The 19953-nt window shown below is 39.9% G+C and carries 19 protein-coding genes and 1 riboswitch; of the genes, 2 read left to right on the forward strand and 17 right to left on the reverse strand.

The features are described 5' to 3' along the window. Positions 1-3 precede the first annotated feature (3 nt). Positions 4-165: a hypothetical protein gene (locus ACQ4KW_RS13425; protein ID WP_430882993.1), complete on the forward strand. Its 162-nt coding sequence runs from the start codon at positions 4-6 to the stop codon at positions 163-165. Positions 166-248: 83 nt separating this feature from the next. Here ACQ4KW_RS13425 and ACQ4KW_RS13430 read toward each other — a convergent pair whose 3' ends face one another. From ACQ4KW_RS13430 to ACQ4KW_RS13490, 13 genes are all read right to left on the reverse strand, one after another. Beyond that, positions 249-1646 (reverse strand): GNAT family N-acetyltransferase, encoded by a 1398-nt coding sequence (locus tag ACQ4KW_RS13430; RefSeq protein WP_430882994.1) that lies wholly within the window; start codon positions 1644-1646, stop codon positions 249-251. A gap of 137 nt (positions 1647-1783) precedes the next feature. Beyond that, entirely contained in the window at positions 1784-3406 is a 1623-nt protein-coding gene (locus ACQ4KW_RS13435; protein ID WP_430882995.1) for a hypothetical protein, read from the reverse strand. 117 nt (positions 3407-3523) lie between these two features. Next, positions 3524-4792 carry a glycerate kinase type-2 family protein gene (locus tag ACQ4KW_RS13440; protein WP_430882996.1) on the reverse strand — a complete coding sequence of 423 codons (1269 nt, stop codon included), beginning with the start codon at positions 4790-4792 and terminating at the stop codon, positions 3524-3526. Between the two features lie 334 nt (positions 4793-5126). Next, a complete protein-coding gene (locus tag ACQ4KW_RS13445; protein ID WP_430882997.1) occupies positions 5127-5336 on the reverse strand; it encodes a DUF1450 domain-containing protein in 210 nt (69 codons plus the stop codon). Positions 5337-5534: 198 nt separating this feature from the next. Then, complete coding sequence (locus ACQ4KW_RS13450; protein WP_430882998.1) at positions 5535-5978, reverse strand: hypothetical protein; 444 nt, start codon at positions 5976-5978, stop codon at positions 5535-5537. Then, the gene (locus ACQ4KW_RS13455; RefSeq protein WP_430882999.1) at positions 5923-6570 is read right to left on the reverse strand and encodes a serine hydrolase domain-containing protein; all 648 of its coding nucleotides are present in this window, start codon (positions 6568-6570) and stop codon (positions 5923-5925) included. Before ACQ4KW_RS13455 ends, ACQ4KW_RS13450 begins: the two co-directional genes overlap by 56 nt. 387 nt (positions 6571-6957) lie before the next feature. Further along, the gene (dnaJ, locus tag ACQ4KW_RS13460) at positions 6958-8151 is read right to left on the reverse strand and encodes a molecular chaperone DnaJ (protein WP_430883000.1); all 1194 of its coding nucleotides are present in this window, start codon (positions 8149-8151) and stop codon (positions 6958-6960) included. A gap of 191 nt (positions 8152-8342) precedes the next feature. Beyond that, positions 8343-10169, reverse strand: coding sequence for a molecular chaperone DnaK (gene dnaK, locus ACQ4KW_RS13465; RefSeq protein WP_430883001.1), 1827 nt, complete (start codon positions 10167-10169; stop codon positions 8343-8345). A gap of 57 nt (positions 10170-10226) precedes the next feature. Further along, positions 10227-10790, reverse strand: a complete 564-nt coding sequence (grpE, locus tag ACQ4KW_RS13470) for a nucleotide exchange factor GrpE (RefSeq protein ID WP_430883002.1) — start codon at positions 10788-10790, stop codon at positions 10227-10229. Between the two features lie 41 nt (positions 10791-10831). Next, entirely contained in the window at positions 10832-11860 is a 1029-nt protein-coding gene (gene hrcA, locus ACQ4KW_RS13475; RefSeq protein ID WP_430883003.1) for a heat-inducible transcriptional repressor HrcA, read from the reverse strand. 480 nt (positions 11861-12340) lie between these two features. After that, positions 12341-12727 carry a hypothetical protein gene (locus ACQ4KW_RS13480; protein WP_430883004.1) on the reverse strand — a complete coding sequence of 129 codons (387 nt, stop codon included), beginning with the start codon at positions 12725-12727 and terminating at the stop codon, positions 12341-12343. Positions 12728-12905: 178 nt separating this feature from the next. Then, positions 12906-13358, reverse strand: a complete 453-nt coding sequence (locus ACQ4KW_RS13485) for a ferritin family protein (RefSeq protein ID WP_430883005.1) — start codon at positions 13356-13358, stop codon at positions 12906-12908. 118 nt (positions 13359-13476) lie between these two features. Further along, complete coding sequence (locus ACQ4KW_RS13490; RefSeq protein WP_430883006.1) at positions 13477-14232, reverse strand: VOC family protein; 756 nt, start codon at positions 14230-14232, stop codon at positions 13477-13479. A 144-nt stretch (positions 14233-14376) separates the two neighbouring features. Between ACQ4KW_RS13490 and ACQ4KW_RS13495 the strand changes: the two genes are divergently transcribed. Further along, complete coding sequence (locus tag ACQ4KW_RS13495; RefSeq protein ID WP_430883007.1) at positions 14377-14676, forward strand: hypothetical protein; 300 nt, start codon at positions 14377-14379, stop codon at positions 14674-14676. 151 nt (positions 14677-14827) lie between these two features. Here the strand turns inward: ACQ4KW_RS13495 and ACQ4KW_RS13500 are convergent, their stop codons facing one another. The 4 genes from ACQ4KW_RS13500 to ACQ4KW_RS13515 form a co-directional block, all read right to left on the reverse strand. Continuing rightward, complete coding sequence (locus ACQ4KW_RS13500; RefSeq protein WP_430883008.1) at positions 14828-16231, reverse strand: amidophosphoribosyltransferase; 1404 nt, start codon at positions 16229-16231, stop codon at positions 14828-14830. Positions 16232-16240: 9 nt separating this feature from the next. Further along, a complete protein-coding gene (gene thiC / locus ACQ4KW_RS13505) occupies positions 16241-17569 on the reverse strand; it encodes a phosphomethylpyrimidine synthase ThiC (protein ID WP_430883009.1) in 1329 nt (442 codons plus the stop codon). A 122-nt stretch (positions 17570-17691) separates the two neighbouring features. Beyond that, positions 17692-17799, reverse strand: a riboswitch (TPP riboswitch). 6 nt (positions 17800-17805) lie between these two features. Further along, positions 17806-18573 (reverse strand): hypothetical protein, encoded by a 768-nt coding sequence (locus ACQ4KW_RS13510; protein ID WP_430883010.1) that lies wholly within the window; start codon positions 18571-18573, stop codon positions 17806-17808. Between the two features lie 131 nt (positions 18574-18704). Then, entirely contained in the window at positions 18705-19748 is a 1044-nt protein-coding gene (locus tag ACQ4KW_RS13515; RefSeq protein ID WP_430883011.1) for a hypothetical protein, read from the reverse strand. Positions 19749-19953: the final 205 nt, after the last annotated feature.

Raw genomic sequence — 19953 nt, forward strand, 5'->3', positions numbered from 1 at the left:
CTTATGAAAGAAAATACTTCATCCAAAAGAAAACAACTCACCGATAAAGAACGCAAGGAACTCTCCGAGCAGTTTTGGAAAACAATTGATTCCAAACTTCGAAAAGAAGAAAAACGCACTTGGATGTTGAAAGACCTAGATCACTTACACCAGTATGAAGACTGATACAATATATCAACCCCCTTAGTTGTTTTATGATCCTGTTCGCAGGGTCATCTTTTTGTTTGTCATTTTGTTTGTCTTTCTGGTCAATTTGCATCATCGTATGGACACATTGCAATGTATGCCCTAATTCCCGCTTCATCCCCTTGTGGATAGGAAACACCAAGCTTTTGAGCCAGATCTTTGCCATATTCGCTGGTGATATCTATCATTTTAATCATGGCCTGCCACATATCATAGTAACTGTCTCCGGGACAAGTCTGTAAATAATCGGCCCACTGATCTTTTGTTAGATGGGCTTGCATCCATTTCCCAAAAACACCTGTATTAATTGACCAGTCCTTTTTTGAAGCTATATACCACCGCATAACTGTGTTTAAATCAGCTCTTATGATTTGCTCCTGCATTCGCTTTACATAATTAAATTCCTGCCTATGTATGCCTTTTACAACATTCACAGAGCACCAAAAAATATTATTTATCTTATCAAGAAACTCTTTTTCACTCGGCTTTTGAGTATGATACATTTTATCAGTCGGCTCAGCAAGGCTTCCAAGCAAACCATCCTTATCAATGATTAGCTTTTCTAAAGAGTCCTCATCCCGTTTGTCTATTTTTGATACTGGAAAAAATTGCATGTCAATACGATTGCCATCGCTAAACTGCATTAAGAAAATCGGATAAATGGTGTCTTCCACTTCCACGTCATTTTGTTGAATAATAAGGGGGCTACCGAGTTTTTCTATCCAGGACTGATCCTTTACATATATCATTGGATCAGCAGTGAAACACACTATGTCATAGTCCTGAAAGGAATCTGGCTTAACATTGGGATTAACCCTTGAACCATTCATAACTGCTGCACGTACAAGATCATCCTGCTTGATAAAAGTTTCAATAGTATTCATCATTTCAGCTTCATCTCTTTGGACAGTCTTTAAGGGCACTTGGCTTCCATCCACTATATCGGTTCGTATTTCTAATCCGTCAATTTTCTTTTTCCTGCGCAGATCACTATCATACTCTAATTGGGAAATACGCAGTCCCATTTCCACTTCAAACTCTCGAATGATTTTAAATCCATTATTTTTATATAGTTTTATAGCGGGTGTGTTTTTTGCCCCTGTGGCAACAATAATTTTTTGTGCGTCTTTATTTTCTTTTAGCACATGTTGAATCAATTGAGTGGCTATACCTTTTTTAAAATGAGCCGGCTTCACAACAAGTCTATGAATATCTAAAATGCCATATTCACATTTATAAGATATTAGGCCAAGAAGCTGGCGCTGTACCCTATAGCCGATAAAGGTTTCATCGCAAATCTTTATACAATCCACTGTATCATACATTGGTGGAATTTTTATAGAGCCTATGATTTTAGCTTCAATGCGATAGGCTTCCCTTTGCAACTTCACAATTTCACGGGCAACGAATTCATTTTCTACTTTTAGTGTGTCAATGCTTCCACTTTGTTCAATTAACATATTTACGCCCTTCCCCTTAAATTATATTTTTATCTTATCACAATTAAACATATTTTAGGAGATAGAACGCATATTTTATACTACAAAAGCCTCATTCAATATAGTCTTAAAGAATGAGGCTTCTATCTTTCTTTTGATTAGATGATTGTATAGGGCAGGAAGAATAAATTGAGCACTGTCACATCAAGAAGTATGTATAAAGCCAGGCTCTTAATAAAGCTCTCATTCCTCTCCTTGACTTCATAGCCACGTCGCATGGCTATAAGCATCGTCAATGCAGATATCCCCATCATAACACCCCAGTGGCCTATTGGCGGTGTCAAATATGCTGGTAAAATCTCGGCTGATGAAAACGAAGCAAATATATCTGTGTAATACACATAAAATTTGCTTAAAGTATACATGCCAAACACAATCAACATTGTTTTAGTCTTATTCCTCTCAACCCAGCTAAGCTTTAGCATCATAAACGGTAATGCTATAGCAAGCACCGGAAGGAGTATGCTCACTGTTGGAAGAATTCCAGAGAACATAATAGCAGGATAATTGACTGCTGTTCGTATGAAAATTTCAAAAAGCCCATCGCCGTCCACCTTTTGACTTCTTTTCACAAAGTCAGGGTTTGTTGATGTCATGTATATTTGAGCCTGACCCTGGGCATACTCATTGTGAATGAGATAGTCATAACCATTTAAAACAACAAAAGACGGGGTTCGTCCAATCATTTCTGTGTTTGTAAGCTGGGTATATGTTCCTCTCTCAAAGTTTGGTGTCATATAATAGTTTGGAAAAACCGATTTACCTCGAGCCACTTCTGTTCTTCCCAAGTTTGTATCAAATATTCCAATAACAAAAGCCTCGCTTGCTTCACTGTAATACGGTATGCCATTATATGATGGTAGATCTATGGTCTCTTTTTCAAAGTCCCCTGCAAGCCCTTCAATCCCTTGGGTGTAAATTCTTAGTTCCGTCGTGCTTGTTCTGGAGTCCATCATGGTGACAAGTATCTTAACTTGGCCATTTATATCTAATATTTGCATATTTGTAGGACTTGTTGTGGACTTGGACTTTATGGTTTCAATTTCCCTAACTTCTTCCCCAGTAATGTCATCCACCAAAAGCCCTAACTTATTGCTACCAAGATCATTTCGGATGAATGTTACATGTCGCTGAGCTTCCACTAGAATTGATGCCGCTTCTGTCACTGGTGCATTTCCCTCTAAAGTGTATTCTGTAACACCATCTATAGTATAGACATCAATCCTATTGTCTTTGTATAGAGTCACTTCTTGGGAACTAAGGTTATAGCCTGTGTAATCTGATGTATAAGCGTCTTGTCTTTCAATATCAAGACTTACCGGATCTAACTGATAAAAAACAAGTGTGCCTGTGTCTTCTGTGAATGTTGTTAACAATAGCTTGTTGCCATCAACTTCGCCTGCTATTTCTGAAATAATGCCGGCTGTTTCAATGCTTTCTATTTCTGTCACTTTCCCCGCTTCATTAAATGTCCTAATTTGAATTTCACGGTCATGTCCACTGACATATAAAATTCTATCTTCCAGTGCCACTGCAAAAGCAATTCTTTTATCAGGTTCATTTAAGTTCACACTGGCATCATAGGTATCCACCACAATAGACCCCGACCATGCCTCGCTTGGCTGTTTAATGGATTCAAAATAGATAAAACCATAAAGAGACATGAAAACGCCAACCATTAATAACGCCATCCATACTTTCCAATTCTTCAAGTACCTCATAATACAACCCCCTAATGTCTATTCCTTTAGACTATTTGTGACATTATACCAGTAAGGTAATGGGAATAATCCATTTTAATGGAATTTTAATACATCATTAATGGAATTGATATTTTTCTAACGAACAAGAATAACCATCAAATCATTCACATTCGTCCCCGTAGGTCCAGTGATGATTAAGTCACCACTTGCCAGTAAGGCTCTATATGAGTCATTGTCTTGCAAGGCCTTCTCTGGATCAATGCCCTCTTCAGCCATGATATTGTATGACGCCCCATCCACAATGCCTCCTGCAGCGTCAGTTGGTCCATCCGTACCATCTGATCCCACCGAGAAAATGCTTACACCTTCGACCCCTTTTATAGACCGAGCGGCAGACAAGGCCACTTCCTGACTTCTGCCACCAAGCCCCTTTCCTGTGACATGAACCACGGGTTCGCCACCAAATATTATGGCACAAGGCTTTTGGGGGTAATGTTCACCGGTGCCTGAAGCAATATCTCTGGCAATTGACCCTATAAATGCCCCAGCCTCCTTGGCTTGACAGTCAAGAGATGTGGTCATAATGAATGGTTTGTATCCCAGCGCCTGAGCACTTACTGCGGCCTGACCACATAAATCCTTTACACTCCCTGCAAGATAGTCCACCACATTTTCTATTTCTTTTGGAGTCTCGTCTTGAATGGCTTCACGCACTGCTTCAGATGCGAAAATGTTGTACTTATTTAGAACTTGTATCGCCATCTCAGAACGTGTCATATCAGGATGAACGGGACCAGATGCGATGGTATCAAACCGGTCACCAATCACATCAGAAAGAGCAATGGCTAAAATTGGAGTTTTCGGACACTTGCCTGCAAAGCGCCCACCTTTTACATCTGACATGTGTTTTCTGACTGTATTGATTTCATCAATACTAGCCCCTGATGCCAGAAGCTGGTCTGTCACAATGGTTATGTCTTGAATGGTCACATTTTTATACGGCTTTTCAAACACAGCGGACCCGCCACCTGAGAGTAAAAATATCACCAAGTCATCTTCATTCAAGCCTTCTACGTAACGAGTGGCCACTTCACCTGCCTTGCTAGAGTTCTCATCCAGTATAGGGTGACCCGCCTCGATTTTTTTATAAGCATTAAGCCCCTCTTGTAGATGACCATATTTCGTTATAACAAGCCCCTTAGTAATTTTATCCCCTAGAACTTGGTCTACCTTGCTTGCCATGGCAAAGGCTGCTTTTCCAATGGCAATTAAGACTATCTCTCCTTTCACTTCATCTATTAGCTCTTTATTTGCATACAAAGCCTTTTCAACAGATTTTTCCGGCATAACCCCATTGATTGCCTTCTCTATAATCTCAAAAGCGTCTTCTCGAAGTGTGCTCATAAAACCTCCTTGTAAAATCTTGATAAATTAAATAGACCACTGTCATTATAGCAAATTAAACTAGAGTCGAATTTTTATTTACCACTCCATGCGCTTGCAAAATTACAGATTTGTTTCCTCACTATACCTTATTTAGAATTTTTCATTTTATAATATTTATATCTTGTGCAAAGAGGGGTCTTGAATGATATTTTGCAAGGCGCTCGATTAAGACATTGCTAACTTATATGTGGGCTAGGCATTCATTTCTAAAACCCAGACCATATAAAAAGCCCCCAGACCAAGTCTATATTCTTGATACCAGGGGCTAAAAAGCTATAACCAGTTTGTTTTTTTAGTTGCCTTCTTTCATTCTGGCTTCAACATCTGCCATAAATGCGTCTTCTTCATCATGAATAACCCATTTATCAAAGACATAGCCAAAACTTTGGTCTTCATTCATTCCACATTCGCCTAGACAATTCAGTTCAACATGATCTTCACCGAACTTTTCTTGAAGTGCATCATAATCTACGTTTGAACAATTTGGGCATACTTTAATCATATTTATATATCTCCTTCATAATCATCTAACAAACTTTCCCATGATCCCCTAAGGACCACCCACGGATATAGGTGATTCGAAAATCAAAAGGGCTGGGAAGTTTCTTCCTGAAGATATAATAACCCAATTGAGAATTATAATCAACACCTTTTTGGTATAGATTGTTCATTCACGAGATTTTAACAAGTTTTTTAGTCTTTAGCGAATAAGTTTTTTCACTTCATCATACATGTTAAAGTGTACATCCCACACCCCGTCAACGGTATTTGATAATATGGAATAATAGATACCTGTGTTCGGGAACATGACCGACATAAAAGAAACTCCTGGGTCTTCCCCCATTAAATATATGCACTCTAGGGCATCTTCATTTCGCTTTGTCCAGAAGCCCAGTGAATAGTGAATATTTTTAGACACATGAACATGATGTTCATTTAGCAAATTGAAACTGTCTCTATGTATTATTTTTGAATTCAAAAGTGATGACCAAAAAGCCTCCATGTCTTTAGCGTTTACAAAGACCCCACCATCAGCATTGCCCTTAACAGGCAGTGAGTAAATGTTGCTTCTCCATCCACCTAAGCTTTCATCTTTGACATAGCCTACCGGCCGAGTTGTGAGAAAGGGCGTCAAGTCTATCAAACCCCGCTGATTTCATTTCAGCCCGTTTAAACACGTTGTTGTGAATATTATGGTCTAGGGCTTGACCAGTGATCTTTTCGATAATTAAGCCTAGAGCGATAAATCCACCATTGTTATATTCAAATTTTTCACCTGGCTCAAACCTCATTTGACCGTCTGAGAACAAGGGCAGCAAGTCTTTTGGAGACAAAACATTATACATGGGAAAGTCTTTCCAAAGTACAGAAAAATCATCCATTTCTTCTTCGTTGAAGTAATCTGGCATACCTGATGTATGCATGAGAACATGTTTTATCGTGACTCTGTCAGAAATATTTTTAAAAACACCTGGTATGATGTCATTTACCTTCGTATCCAGTTGAATCCGCCCTTCTTCAATAAGTTGCAGGATCCTAATGGCTGTAAACCCCTTGGTGCCAGAGGCAATTCCAAACCGCGTATCCGTATTAATCGGGACTTCAAAAACCCGTTCAGCCAGTCCATTGGCATATTCAGCACGATCATTCCCTAGATCGGCAATTGTTACAACACCATGAAAATCATTTTGATCCATAGTGGCTTTTTCTATTATGTTCTGATACACTCTATACATTTTAGTCACCTCAAATGTCAGTTTAAATAAAAACCAAACGTCAACAGTGAATTATTCAGGACAATTTAAAATGCTGTGCAAGTGAGTGTTTTCACTGTTACAGCATTTCGAATGCTCTATGATGTCCACCTGATAACGATACCTTCACTCTTCACCTGAACTGTAAAAATCATTTCAACTCTCCCCTTTTCTCCCGTAAGTCTATAATATTTTGAGTTTTCTGATAAGTCGATTTATTCTACCATAATTTCACTTTATCCCCAATCAAATTTGCAAAACCTTTATTAAATTTTAATATCATAAAAGACGGACATAAAAAAAACGGGAATGTACTAACATTCCCGTTCTAGTTTTCAAGAGATCTAATCCACTTGAAACAATATTTTATTAATCCACACTAAATGCATCTTTCACCTTGCCAAAGAAACCTTTTTCTTCCCTTGTTTCTTCTCGAGTGTCTGCATTTATTTTTGCATCATCTGCCACTGTTTTGTAGCCTGTTTCACCCATAGCTTCAGCAAAGGCTTTAAGAGCCGATTTTTGCTTGCCATTTAGGTTCTTAGGCACTTCAACAAAAACTCTCACATACTGGTCACCACGTCCGTATCCGTTTAGAACTGGAACACCCTTGCCCTTTAATCTGAACTGCTTACCACTTGGTGTCCCTGGTGGAATCTTAAACTGAACCTTGCCATCTAGGGTTGGAACATCTACTTCCGCTCCAAGAACAGCTTGTGAGTAGCTAATTGGCATTTCTAAGAAGATGTCATTGCCATCTCTTTGGAATGACTCGTGAGACTGCACTCGTATAACAACCATGACATCACCACGTGGTCCGCCCTTGTGTCCCAAGTCACCTTCAGCACGAAGACTCATTTGAGCCCCATTGAATACACCTGCTGGAATGTCCACTTCAATGGTCTTTTTCTTCTTGACGCGTCCCTTGCCCTTACATGTATGACATGGCTGGTCAAAAGTTTTCCCACGACCATGACATGCATCACAGGCGCGCACACTAATTGTCTCACCAAATAGGGAACGTTGAGCCACACGCATTTCACCACTGCCGTTACATTTTGAACATGTATGAACATCAGTGCCCGGTTCTGCACCATCACCATGACACGTTGGACATTCTTCTGTTCTATAGAATTCAATGGTTTGCTTTTTACCAAATGCAGCTTGCTCAAAAGTCAAAGTTATATCCACACGAATATCTTTGCCTTTTCGCGGTCCTTGACGACGTGAAGATCCACCGCCAAAGCCACCAAAGCCACCACCGAACATCTCATTAATGATGTCTTCAAATCCGCCAAAGCCAGCGCCGCCATATCCGCCGCCACCCATATTTTGGTTGACACCTGCATGTCCAAATTGGTCATAAAGATTTCTTTTTTCTTTATCACTTAGGACTTCATAGGCTTCATTGACTTCTTTAAACTTCTGTTCTGCTTCTTTATCGTCCGGGTTGCGGTCTGGATGGTATTTCATTGCCATTTTTCGATAAGCACGCTTCAGCTCAGTCTCATCAGCATTCCTATCCACACCGAGCAACTCATAGTAATCTTGTTTATCACTCAAAGGTTATACCGCCTTTCCTCACGGGATTATGCATTTCAACTGGTCAACATTATACCATAGCTTATCTTGGAACCAAATTAGAATTGGGTAAATAATATGTGAATACATAAATCCTTTACGCTTTGAAGGCATCTAAATTCTTAGATGCCCACAAATATTAGCGTAATATTTTATAGTTTTGATTCGCCTGATTAGTCAACCACTTCGTAGTCTGCATCAACCACATCGTCTGCTGCACCTGCTCCAGCTTCAGGGCCTGCGCCTTGAGCTTGTTGCTGAGCTTGTGCTTCAGCATACATTTTTTGAGCGATTGGCTGGAATGCTTCTTGAAGCGCTTCTAGAGCAGACTTCATGATTTCCAGTTCATCCTTTTCAAGAGCTTCTTTTGCTTCTTTAATTTTTTCTTCCACATTGGCTTTTTCTTCAGCCGTTGCCTTGTCACCGATTTCGCCGATTTGCTTTTCAGTTTCGTAAATCATTGTGTCAAGTTGGTTGTGTGTTTCAACCTTTTCCTTAATAAGCTTATCTTGCTCTGCATATTCTTCAGCTTCTTTTACCTTCGCTTCGATTTCTTCATCTGAAAGGTTTGTTGATGCTGTAATTGTAATGTGTTGTTCTTTACCAGTGCCCATATCTTTTGCCTTTACATTTACAATACCGTTGGCATCAATATCAAATGTTACTTCGATTTGTGGCACACCACGACGTGCTGGAGGAATACCATCAAGCTGGAAACGTCCTAGAGTGACATTGTCCTTAGCCATTTGTCTTTCACCCTGCATAACATGAATGTCAACCGCTGTTTGGTTGTCCGCTGCAGTAGAGAAGATTTGTGACTTCTTCGTTGGAATTGTAGTATTTCTTTCAATCAGCTTTGTAAATACTGAACCAAGTGTTTCAATACCAAGCGATAGAGGTGTAACGTCTAGTAGGAGAACGTCATTAACATCTCCTGAAAGTACACCACCCTGAATAGCTGCACCAAGAGCAACACATTCGTCTGGGTTAATACCTTGATGTGGATCTTTACCAGCGATTTTCTTAACGGCTTCCTGTACAGCTGGAATACGTGTAGAACCACCAACTAGGATAACTTGATCAATGTCTGATTGGTTAAGTCCCGCATCAGCCATAGCCTTTTTCATTGGTTCAACTGTCTTTTGAACCAGGTCTTCTGTCATTTGGTTAAACTTAGAACGAGAAAGATCCATGTTTAGGTGAAGAGGACCTGCTGATGTTGCAGTGATAAACGGTAGATTGATGTTTGTTGACATTGTTGTTGAAAGCTCTTTTTTAGCTTTTTCTGCAGCTTCCTTTAGACGCTGTAGACTCATTTTATCAGCACGTAGATCAACGCCATGCTCTTTAGCAAAGTCTTCTGCCATCCAGTCAATGATCTTCTGGTCGAAGTCATCACCACCAAGGTGGTTGTTACCGTTTGTCGCAAGAACTTCAAATACACCGTCACCAATTTCTAGAATTGAAACGTCAAAAGTACCGCCACCAAGGTCATATACAAAAATCTTCTGGTGAGATTCTGTTTTATCCATACCGTAAGCCAGTGCCGCTGCTGTTGGCTCATTGATAATACGCTTTACCTCAAGACCTGCAATACGACCAGCATCCTTTGTTGCTTGACGCTGTGAATCTGTAAAGTAAGCAGGCACTGTGATAACCGCTTCTGTTACTTTTTCGCCTAGGTAAGCTTCAGCGTCTTCTTTTAGCTTTGTCAGTACCATTGCTGAAATTTCCTGTGGAGAATACTCTTTATCATCGATTTTCACGTGGTAGTCATGACCCATTTCACGCTTAATTGATGCAATTGTTCTATCTGGATTTGTAATAGCTTGACGCTTTGCTGTTTCACCGATTAGACGTTCGCCATTTTTAGCAAATGCAACAACCGATGGTGTCGTTCTATTACCTTCTTTATTTGGGATTACTGTTGAGTCTCCACCTTCTAGTACTGAGACACATGAGTTTGTTGTACCTAAGTCAATACCAATGATTTTAGCCATTGTTTATTTCCTCCTTCATTCTATTTAAGTTTACGAATTCTAAATGATTTTGCCCTATTAGCAAGATACTTTAACCATAGATGGTCTTACAACTTTTTCGCCGAGCTTGTAGCCCTTTTGGAATTCTTCAATAACAACATCCGAATCACAACCATCTTTTTCTTCTGTCATCACAGCGTGATGCAGGTTTGGATCAAAAGGTTGATCAACAGCTTCAATAACTTGAACGCCTTCTTTTTCAAGCAAATCTTCGAAGGACTTCTTGATCATTTCAACACCATTTAATACATTTTGATGATCTTCAGCATTGTGTGAAATCGAATCAAGTGCTCTATCAAGGTTGTCCATAACCGCCAGAAGTTCTACAACTATTTTTTCATTGGCGTACTTATAAATTTCAGATTTCTCTTTTTCAGTACGTCTCTTGTAGTTTTGGAACTCAGCCTGCACACGCAAGTTTGCTTCTTTTAAAGATTCATTTTCTTTTTTGAGGGCTGTGAGCTCGTCAACTTCTTCAGTTTCTTCAGCTTGCTTTGTTTCAGCCTTGTCAGTTTCCTCTTCAAGGTCTTCGTTTTTCTTCAGTTCATCCTCTAGGATTTCCTGATCTTTCTTCTTTTCCAATCGTGACACCATCCTAACCAAATATGAAGCATGTGCTTCAACTATAAGTTAATACCTGAGAATATTTCCGACAACGTTTCACGAATGTAATCGACAACAGCCACTGATGCACCATAGTCCATTCGCATGGGTCCAATGACTGCCAAACTGCCTGCTACCACATTATTAACCTTGTAGCTGGCGCGTATCATACTACAGTCTGAAAGTTCCTCAAGTCCAATTTCTGGTCCAATGCGTACCGTAATGCCTTCCGCTTCACCATTTTCAAGCATTTTGCAGATTTTTTCCCTGCTTTCCATCGTGTCAAAGAACTCTTGAGCCCTTCCCACTTCCTGAAACTCTGGAAGGTTTAGAACATTATGAATCCCTTCAACGTAGGTTTCAACTTGATCGATGTCTCTAAAAGTGTCTCTTAGAATAGGCATCAGGTAGTCTATGAATCCTATATAATTCGGCAGGTCTGATTTGATTGCACCTATTGTTCTAAGTGTAATGTCTTTGATCGTGAGTCCATGAAGTCGTTTTGTCATGGCATCCGTGATCATATCAAGCACCTGCTGGTTTGAGCTGTTAATTCCCAGTGGAATTGTTTTAAAATCTCCGCTGTTTGATACAAGAATAAGAAGCACTTTTTGGTCGTTTATCTTAACCAGTTTAATATTTTCCAGCTTACTTAAATTGAATTTTGGAAGTGAGATGACAGCTGTCATTCCTGTGATCTGCGAAAGCAGTTTCACAGCCTGTTTGACAACATCATCCAGTTCAATCAAATTGCTTAAAAGCAAGCTTTTAATTTTTTCTTGCTGTGCCCTTCCCAAAGCAGAGTGTTTCATGAGGTTGTCCACATACAGTCTGTAGCCTTGTCCCGAGGGAATCCGGCCCGCCGATGTATGGGGTTGTTGGAGCAGTCCCAAATCCTCTAAATCGGCCATTTCATTTCGAATTGTCGCTGAACTTATCCCGAGGGGATAATTCTTGGCGAGCGTTCTCGATCCGACAGGCTGTGCCGTATTAATGAAATCGTCGATGATGGCTTTGAGAATAAGGAGTTTTCGTTCATTTATATTCATATACCCTCCCTTTCTCCTCTTGTTAGCACTCGTTAAATTTGAGTGCTAATATCTTTCTGTAATAAAGATACCACCAGCGAAAAGCCTTGTCAACACATGTGGTAGCATTTTTTTCGTTTTAACAAAACGTTCACAGAATGTTAAAATCCTATGGTATTTCTGATTCAGTCACGTAAAACACACCTATAAAACAAAAGCTTTCAGACCTCTTACAGTCTTTAGCAAACTTGATGTTCGACCTGTTTAGTCTCTCCATTTAATGGATATATTGTAAGTGCAGAAAAGTTTTATATGGACTGATCTACAGGGAATCATAGTGTCTTTCGTGGATTATGTATAAATGGTTATAAATTCACTTGAGAATAACAACGCTGATCAGTCAGCCGGCTTCTAGCCGGTTTTTTTTATGTTCACAGGCCTTTGGTGGACTATTATGAATGTGTGGCTGATTGTTCTAACTTAATAGCTAGTTATTCTAACTTAATATAAGAAGAGATAGGGATAAAGCACATGGACCACTATCCCCACCACAATAAGTATAGATATAGTCCTGTGTGTTTTCATGCCGCTCAATTTTATTTTCTTATAATGAAGGCCAATGCCTATGGCAACAGTTGTTATCATAAGAAAGAGGGTCAGACTTCCAGTCAGTGAAGGGCTAATTCTTGTGAATGCAAGAAATCCATGAATTAGGCCTATGACAAAAGCGCATATACCAAATATCTTGTGTCGCTTAACTAAAAACAGGCGTATCGTTTTTAGAGATTCATTCCTTTGGAAGGGTCCCAAGCGCAAGTAGTATCTGTCAACTGACAGTAGATATAGAATTACGATAAGCCACCCCAAAAATCTTATAAATTGATACATTTTGCCTCCCTTTTTAACCATACAGTCTTTAACAGTCTCTTTGAAATCACTTGTAAAATATCATAAGGATACCCACAATTTCTTACTTGTCTCATAATAAATTTCAATACTTAGTTTCGAGAATAAAAAAACTCCACTGGACAATGCCATTTCCTTGGCAACCAGCAGAGTGTTTTATTTATACAGCTGAATTTCCATTTTCTTTTAATCTCTTAAAAAGCTCCAAATGAGATTCTTCCCATGCAATAATGGTATCAAGTAGTTTTTCTGCCTCTGGCTTCACTTGTCCCTTAAAACTCTTGTAAAAGTCTATGGCATCAGACTCCAGCTTTATAGCATGGTCATAGACGTTGTTGACATCAGAAAGGCCAATACGCTTTATTGAGTCCCAGTCTATCTTAACATCTCTAAGGGGTTGGGCTGAAACCAAAAATGCGACTTTCTCAGTGGCCTCCAGTTGGTCAGAAATAATTGCTTTAAGCCAGTCTATATGTTTAAGTTCCTCTTGTGCTACAACTTTAAAGACATTGCAAATTTGCTCATCATGAAGCATTTTTGATTGCCTCATATAGTAGTCATACCCTTCGCGTTCGTATTCCACAGCACGCTGAAGAAGTTGAATTCGGTCCATTCGGTCACCCTCCATTTTCTATTTGAGTGTCTGCCTGCACCATCTATTCTGCAAGCGATAATCTATGAATATATCAAAATTCTACCATGACAGACGGCCCTATAGAAAGACCTATTTCTCACTGTCCAAGGGGAAAAAGAAAAAATCTTTGGCCTTCTGGCGTGTTTATGGTTCCAGAGTTGTCATTGTCTATACTAGCAAACTCCACTCCGGTTTCTTGTAAATTTTTTATTTTTTCATCCATATTTAGGTCAAAATAAGTCAGAGCCGGCTGGTCAAACTCATCAGTCTCATGCAGACCTATAATAAAAAGTCCATCACTCACGATCGCCCATGGATAAGGCATGGTGTTTTTTTCTCCAACAGAAAACCCGATTTTCTCCCAGAAGGCAATCTCCGCGTCTAGTTGGTTGATGTTTAAGGCAAGCTCGCCAAAAATACCGCATTGACTGTTTGGAAAATTCTCCGGGGTCAGGTTCGTAAAATCAATATCCATAAGGGTCTTGCTGACATAATTATAGTCCACATCTGGTCTTGATTGATTTATGCTCACCAGCACACCAGGCCTAATTTGAGCTATTACCTGTCTCGGCGCTTCTTCTGTGCCCACCGTCATGACTGGTCTCAGACCAGCCGCCTTCAGAGTCTCAATCCCAGAATCTATATCATCTGAAACATAAGTTAATCCAAGATACTCATCTTTGCCTTCCACTAATATAATATGTAGTGATCCATCACATATTTCTGTCCACCGAACAGGTGCACTGCCTTCATTTTCTCTTTTAAAACCCAGCTTTTCATAAAGGCCCATAGATGTGTCCACATTCGTTGTGCCAATGGTTAAATAAGCTGCGCGTCCAAGTTTATTGTCCATAGTGTGCCTCCTTAATGACTAAATCATTTATACCCTACTGGGACCATTGAAAATCTTAAGAGTCCTCTTATGAAAGTTTTAATCATCTTATAATGATTTTATCATACTTTTGTTGTATGATAAGGTCTCAAAGGTGGTGAAAGCATGTCTAATCGCGAAAAGAATGATACGGCAGAAAAACAAGATCATTCCCAGCCAAGTGAGACTGTGAACAACATTGTAGACAAGGGACTGGAAGAAGACACAAAGACTTCTGAGTCCATGAAGGATGAAATCGCTGAGCTTTTAAAGCCCATTGCCATCCACGAAGCCAAAAGTGCTATATACAAGGCCAAACTGGCCGGTTATGTTCTAAAAAAAGGGGCTCAAGGTGCCCATAAAACATCCAAGTTTATTCATAAAAAAGCCACAGAATATATGAATGAAAGAAAAAAGAAAAAATAATTAAAAGCGACACAAGGTCATGGAGAAAAACCTCCAGTACTTGTGTCGCATTTTTTATTTTGCAAACATCTAATTTATAAAATTGTGAAGTTGGCTCATCAAAGCCCAAGTGCCGGCAAGTATAACGAAGTTATTCAGGGCAGATTTATAGTCATGCTTTTAAAAAACATGCCCTGCATATACTCTTTCCAACAACGCTTTCGAGCATTTCAAGCCTTAAAAATTCAAGGCTGTCTGCCCCTATATGTTTCCTCAGGCCCGACTCGCTAAAATCTGAAGCAGGCAGTCTGGTTTCCCGTCCTGTATCCACACCTTTGGAACAGGGTGATACAATTTTCGGGGCTCCAATTCTTACATGAACACTTTTAGCCCCTGCCCGTCTCAGCATTCTAACTATATGTTTCATAGTGTGTCCCCGCACAAGGGTATCATCCACCACAAGGACATGCTTCCCACTAATAACAGATGCTTGCACTTGGAGTTTTTCTTCTAAAACACGTTTTCTTTGATCCTCACTTGGCTGGATAAAACTTCGTCCCTGATAACGGCTTTTAATAAGACCAAACTCCAGATGCACACCCAGCTGCCTCGCGTAACCTAAAGCGGCCGGCATTCCCGACTGCGGAACACCAATAACAAGATCAATCTTTGGCAGTCCGTCATGGTTGTCGGTACGAGCAAGGGCACAGCCAATTTCTTTTCTTATATCATAGTAGGACTTTCCTTGACAATAAAGTGAATCCTCCCGGCTAAAGTACAAGGCTTCAAAGGCACAAAACAGCTTTTTGTTCTTTTGAGGGGCATGGTCGAATACCACTTTTCCACTTTTAAGTATAACAAGCCCTCCAGGGCTTATTTCACTTATAGACGACACTTCAAACTGATTAAAGGCACAGGTCTCCGATGCAAGGGCAATCCCCTTTTGTCCATCGATATCAACATCTGCCATAAATAGCGGACGCGTTCCATTCTCGTCCCTATAGGCATATAGGAAATCATCATGCAGGGCAACAACAGAAAATGCTTCTTGACTCGAAGCCCTTGTTAATTTTTCAATCAGCTGTTCTTTGACATTTTTATCTTGAGAACTATTAAAGGCTTCTAAAAAGGTGGCAAAGAGGTCAAGAAGTCGCGCTGTATCACTTTTATATCCCCTTGTTTCGACCTGGCCGTTAAATGCAATCGCCAGATTGGACTCCTTTTTTACCAATGGTTGAACCAAGTCTTCTTTGTCTTTCCCACTGGTGCCATAACGTACATGTCCAAGGGACAAATGACTCGTCATATTATCTTTTTCCAGGGGCTGAAATAAATCTTGAACAAGCCCAGTGGTCTTATGGACAGTCAGCTTGTTATTAGAATTTAAATAGACAAGCCCACTTCCATCTTCTCCTCTGTGCTGCAAGGCTTTCAAGCCCTTTTCAAGATAAGGACTAAGCCCCATAGGGCTTTCAAGTGAACACGCAAACACACCGCAGGCTTCTTTAAGCTCAGGCGAATCTATAGTCTGAGGTGTGCAAGTGCATGGCACACCTCTTTCTGAAAGCTTCTCCATAAGACACGCCTAAACTGTGTCTTCTGTAACTTTGTCTTCTCTTAAAATATTTAGATCTTGACCTTCCATGACTTTATTCATATTTCTCATTGAACACATTTTTCCGCACATTGTACATGTGTCCTCATGTTCTGGTGTTGATTCTTTTCTGTATCGTCTTGGTTTTTCAGGTTCAAGAGCCAGTTCAAACATGCCCTCCCAGTCAAGTTTTTGTCTAGCAGCACTCATCTTATTGTCCCAATCTCTTGCACCTGGTACACCCTTGGCAATATCGCCAGCATGGGCAGCAATTTTTGCAGCCACAATGCCTTCTTTCATGTCATCAAGATTTGGTAGGCGAAGGTGTTCAGCTGGTGTAACATAGCAAAGGAAATCAGCGCCGTGACTTGCAGCCAGTGCACCGCCGATGGCACTAGTTATATGATCATATCCAGGAGCAACATCTGTTACAATCGGTCCAAGAACATAAAATGGTGCGCCGTGGCAAAGTTTCTTTTCAAGAAGCATATTGGCTTCTATTTCATTAAGAGCCATGTGACCCGGTCCTTCAATCATAACTTGTACATCTTTTTCCCAAGCTCGCTTAGTCAATTCTCCAAGAACCATGAGTTCTTTGATTTGACTGGCATCTGTTGCGTCATGAATACTCCCTGGGCGACATGCATCCCCTAGAGACAGCGTTACATCATGCTCAGCACAGATGTCAAGGAGTTCATCGTAGTACTCATAGAATGGATTCTCGTTGCCTGTTAACTCCATCCATGCATATGAGAGTGATCCCCCTCTTGAAACAATGTGATTTAGACGTGGATTACGTTTAAAGACCTCCATAGTGTCCCTGTTGATCCCTGCATGGATGGTAACAAAGTCCACACCATCTTCAGCATGTCTTCTAACAACATCCAGGAACTCTTTTGAAGTGATGTCAGACAACTCTTTGTCATAAAAACCTATGGCATCATAGACTGGAACTGTTCCGATCATAGCTGGTGATTTTTCAATTAAGAGTTGTCTAAACTCTCTTGTCTTACCATATGAACTTAAGTCCATGATAGCTTCAACACCCATGTTTAGTGCTGTTTCAACTTTTTCCATTTCCACTTCAAAGCTCTTACAGTCCTTCGAGATGCCCAGATTAACATTAATTTTAGTTCTTAGACCTTCTCCAACTGCTTGTGGATCAATGTTTTTATGATTTTTGTTGGCTGGGATTATAATTTTGCCTTCAGCCATTTTCTCACGAAGGTATTCAACTGCAATGTTTTCCTTCTTGGCAACAATCTTCATTTCCTCAGTAATGATCCCTTTACGAGCCGCTTGCATTTGTGTTTTATACATTTTCCATCCTCCTCAACAATATGAGCCTGGGATGTGCCGGGGTGATTCATAACCGCTGTGCATTTTTGCAATAAAAAATGCACACCCAATAGAGTATGCACGATAGTCACAAATATATTTGCGATTAACATGAAAAGAGCTCCCTACGCAGGCATTATCCATACAGGTTCATTGGGTCAGAAATACACATTTCTATCTCAGCCCGTTTCCGGGCTCCCCACTTTTCAAACGATTGATTATTTAGTTAGGTTATTACGGTACTCATTATAGCGATTCATTCCTGTTTTGTAAAGGTCATCTTTATGTTCAACAACGTAAACGTTCTTGAATCTGTGAACAGACATATTTGAATGGCTTGACCTTTGACTGTTTATTACTTTTTTGAAATCATCCCTATTTAAGACATTTCCATTGGCTAAGACCGCACCAAGCGCAGCTGATTCATATGGTTTTAAGTATTGTTTCTGTCTCCAGGCGTCCTCAACACTATAGGTGATTCCGTTAGATAATTTAACCTTGTCAATGACATAAACATCTCCCAGTTGAAAACTTTTAAGAACTGAATACAAGGCAGCCCCCACCAGCTGTACTTTTGCTGGCCATCTTGCCGATAGGTTTTCCAGTTCTGCTGCGTTGATTCCAAGGGCTGTGTTCAGACTCCTGACGTCGTCAACCCTTGAATTTCCTGTAAAACGAATAGGAGACTGGTCCCCCCTCTTTTGGTCATCGTATAAAACTTGGTCTTTGAACACAGGTCCTGATTTATAAGCATGTGAACTTATGCTTGAAAGATCACTCGAGTGCGTCTGACCATTTATATAGATCATTGTTGATTTGCAGCCATCTTGTTCCTTGCTTTGATAATAAAACTGGGCAATACCGTAAAACCTCTTGTTTAGAGACTCCACCAATTCATCCACTTGTACCAAACCTGAACTTACAACTCCATTTATAATTTCAGTGACATCTGCACCGGACTCAATGTCAATATAAAGATCAAACATAGTATCCCTCCCATTAATCACTTACCCCTGGAAGAAAAATAAAAACCCCGTAGCAAAATAATTTAATTTCACAGACGGGGCGCTTGTACTGTTTTTTTAGTTAAATCAACGCTCAGAGAATTTTTATCAGATTAGGATTCTAACTTCGTCTTTAGTTTTTCAATGGTTCCAGTCCCTGTGACAGGTCTTTCAAGAACCAAATACATGAAATTAAGAGCCAGTATATCTTCTGGGTGCGTATAAGTGTCTGGGATTTCCCCTAAGTTAATATGGACATCCTTTAACTTTGATAGGGGCATGGCCATATACTTGTTCATGGCTCCTATTTGCGATAAATAAGGGTTGGTTGTCTTAATAGTTCTTATACTGGCTTCACCATTCGTTGTGATGTTGACTGCCAGCATGTAATCCTCCACAAGTTTTGTCTCTGGATTGATAAAGGAAATTGGAACCCAGGTGTATTCCGGTGAAGGGTCAATATCTGACCTGCTTGCTGTAAATTTAAAGGGCTGGTATATTCCTGGTCGAATAACAATATGATCCACTAAGGATTCATCCAACCTTACGCCCTCAACAGGTAAAAATCCAAGCTGTGCACTCAAACTTTCTAGCATGGCCCTGTTCTGTCCTAAGTATAATTTGAAGTAAACCTGCACCATTTCCTCTTTTAAAACATCCTTATGCAGGTCAACAGCTTCCTGACTTAAAATAATATTGTCTTCTGATATAAAGACCATTGGCAATCTTGATCCTGATGCGATTTTAATTAGATTGATACCATTTTCAAACTCAATGCCATAGTTTTCAAATTGGTTTTCAAACTCCATTGTGAGTTTTATCAGCTTGTCTTTTTCTTTAGTGGTCCATTCAGACAACATGCCTGATTTCGCATAACGTTCGTTGGCCACAGGATTAAACAAATAGTAATTGTCTGTCGCCTTTGACATGGTTTCAATAAACCCTGTGTCACTAAATAAGAGGCCACTTGCTTCTTCGTATTCTGGAAATTGAAGACGATCGCTTAAGTCTATCAGATCTGCGATCATGGTTCCGCCGCTGTCTTCTATCACCTGATTTGATTCTGAAGCCGGTTCAGAACTCAAGGCTCCACATCCCGAAAGGGCAAGAACACCGATTAAACACAGCATCATGCTATTAATTCTTTTTCTTGTCATTTCATCACACCATTCTGCCAAATTCAAATAAGGCTTTTTTTATCTGTCTCTATAAGAATTACACCATCACTTAGATTTTAAATTAAGTCTGGCAACTTGACAAGCTACGGTTTAACATCCAGTCATTTGGTTATATATACCAAGGAGCCATTTTTATTGAATGTATGCAAATATAATCGTTTTAACTTTGTATTTATTACAGTTT

It is taken from the genome of Tianxiuia mixotrophica (genome assembly GCF_050596425.1).
In the GTDB taxonomy this organism is placed as follows: domain Bacteria; phylum Bacillota; class Clostridia; order Peptostreptococcales; family Acidaminobacteraceae.

Bases quoted from the DNA above. Each gene is read 5' to 3' on its own strand.
- ACQ4KW_RS13425 (WP_430882993.1), top strand. From the start codon at position 4: ATGAAAGAAAATACTTCATCCAAAAGAAAACAACTCACCGATAAAGAA.
- ACQ4KW_RS13430 (WP_430882994.1), bottom strand. From the start codon at position 1,646: ATGTTAATTGAACAAAGTGGAAGCATTGACACACTAAAAGTAGAAAAT.
- ACQ4KW_RS13435 (WP_430882995.1), bottom strand. From the start codon at position 3,406: ATGAGGTACTTGAAGAATTGGAAAGTATGGATGGCGTTATTAATGGTT.
- ACQ4KW_RS13440 (WP_430882996.1), bottom strand. From the start codon at position 4,792: ATGAGCACACTTCGAGAAGACGCTTTTGAGATTATAGAGAAGGCAATC.
- ACQ4KW_RS13445 (WP_430882997.1), bottom strand. From the start codon at position 5,336: ATGATTAAAGTATGCCCAAATTGTTCAAACGTAGATTATGATGCACTT.
- ACQ4KW_RS13455 (WP_430882999.1), bottom strand. From the start codon at position 6,570: ATGTATAGAGTGTATCAGAACATAATAGAAAAAGCCACTATGGATCAA.
- dnaK (WP_430883001.1), bottom strand. From the start codon at position 10,169: ATGGCTAAAATCATTGGTATTGACTTAGGTACAACAAACTCATGTGTC.
- hrcA (WP_430883003.1), bottom strand. From the start codon at position 11,860: ATGAATATAAATGAACGAAAACTCCTTATTCTCAAAGCCATCATCGAC.
- ACQ4KW_RS13480 (WP_430883004.1), bottom strand. From the start codon at position 12,727: ATGTATCAATTTATAAGATTTTTGGGGTGGCTTATCGTAATTCTATAT.
- ACQ4KW_RS13485 (WP_430883005.1), bottom strand. From the start codon at position 13,358: ATGGACCGAATTCAACTTCTTCAGCGTGCTGTGGAATACGAACGCGAA.
- ACQ4KW_RS13490 (WP_430883006.1), bottom strand. From the start codon at position 14,232: ATGGACAATAAACTTGGACGCGCAGCTTATTTAACCATTGGCACAACG.
- ACQ4KW_RS13495 (WP_430883007.1), top strand. From the start codon at position 14,377: ATGTCTAATCGCGAAAAGAATGATACGGCAGAAAAACAAGATCATTCC.
- ACQ4KW_RS13500 (WP_430883008.1), bottom strand. From the start codon at position 16,231: ATGGAGAAGCTTTCAGAAAGAGGTGTGCCATGCACTTGCACACCTCAG.
- thiC (WP_430883009.1), bottom strand. From the start codon at position 17,569: ATGTATAAAACACAAATGCAAGCGGCTCGTAAAGGGATCATTACTGAG.
- ACQ4KW_RS13510 (WP_430883010.1), bottom strand. From the start codon at position 18,573: ATGTTTGATCTTTATATTGACATTGAGTCCGGTGCAGATGTCACTGAA.
- ACQ4KW_RS13515 (WP_430883011.1), bottom strand. From the start codon at position 19,748: ATGACAAGAAAAAGAATTAATAGCATGATGCTGTGTTTAATCGGTGTT.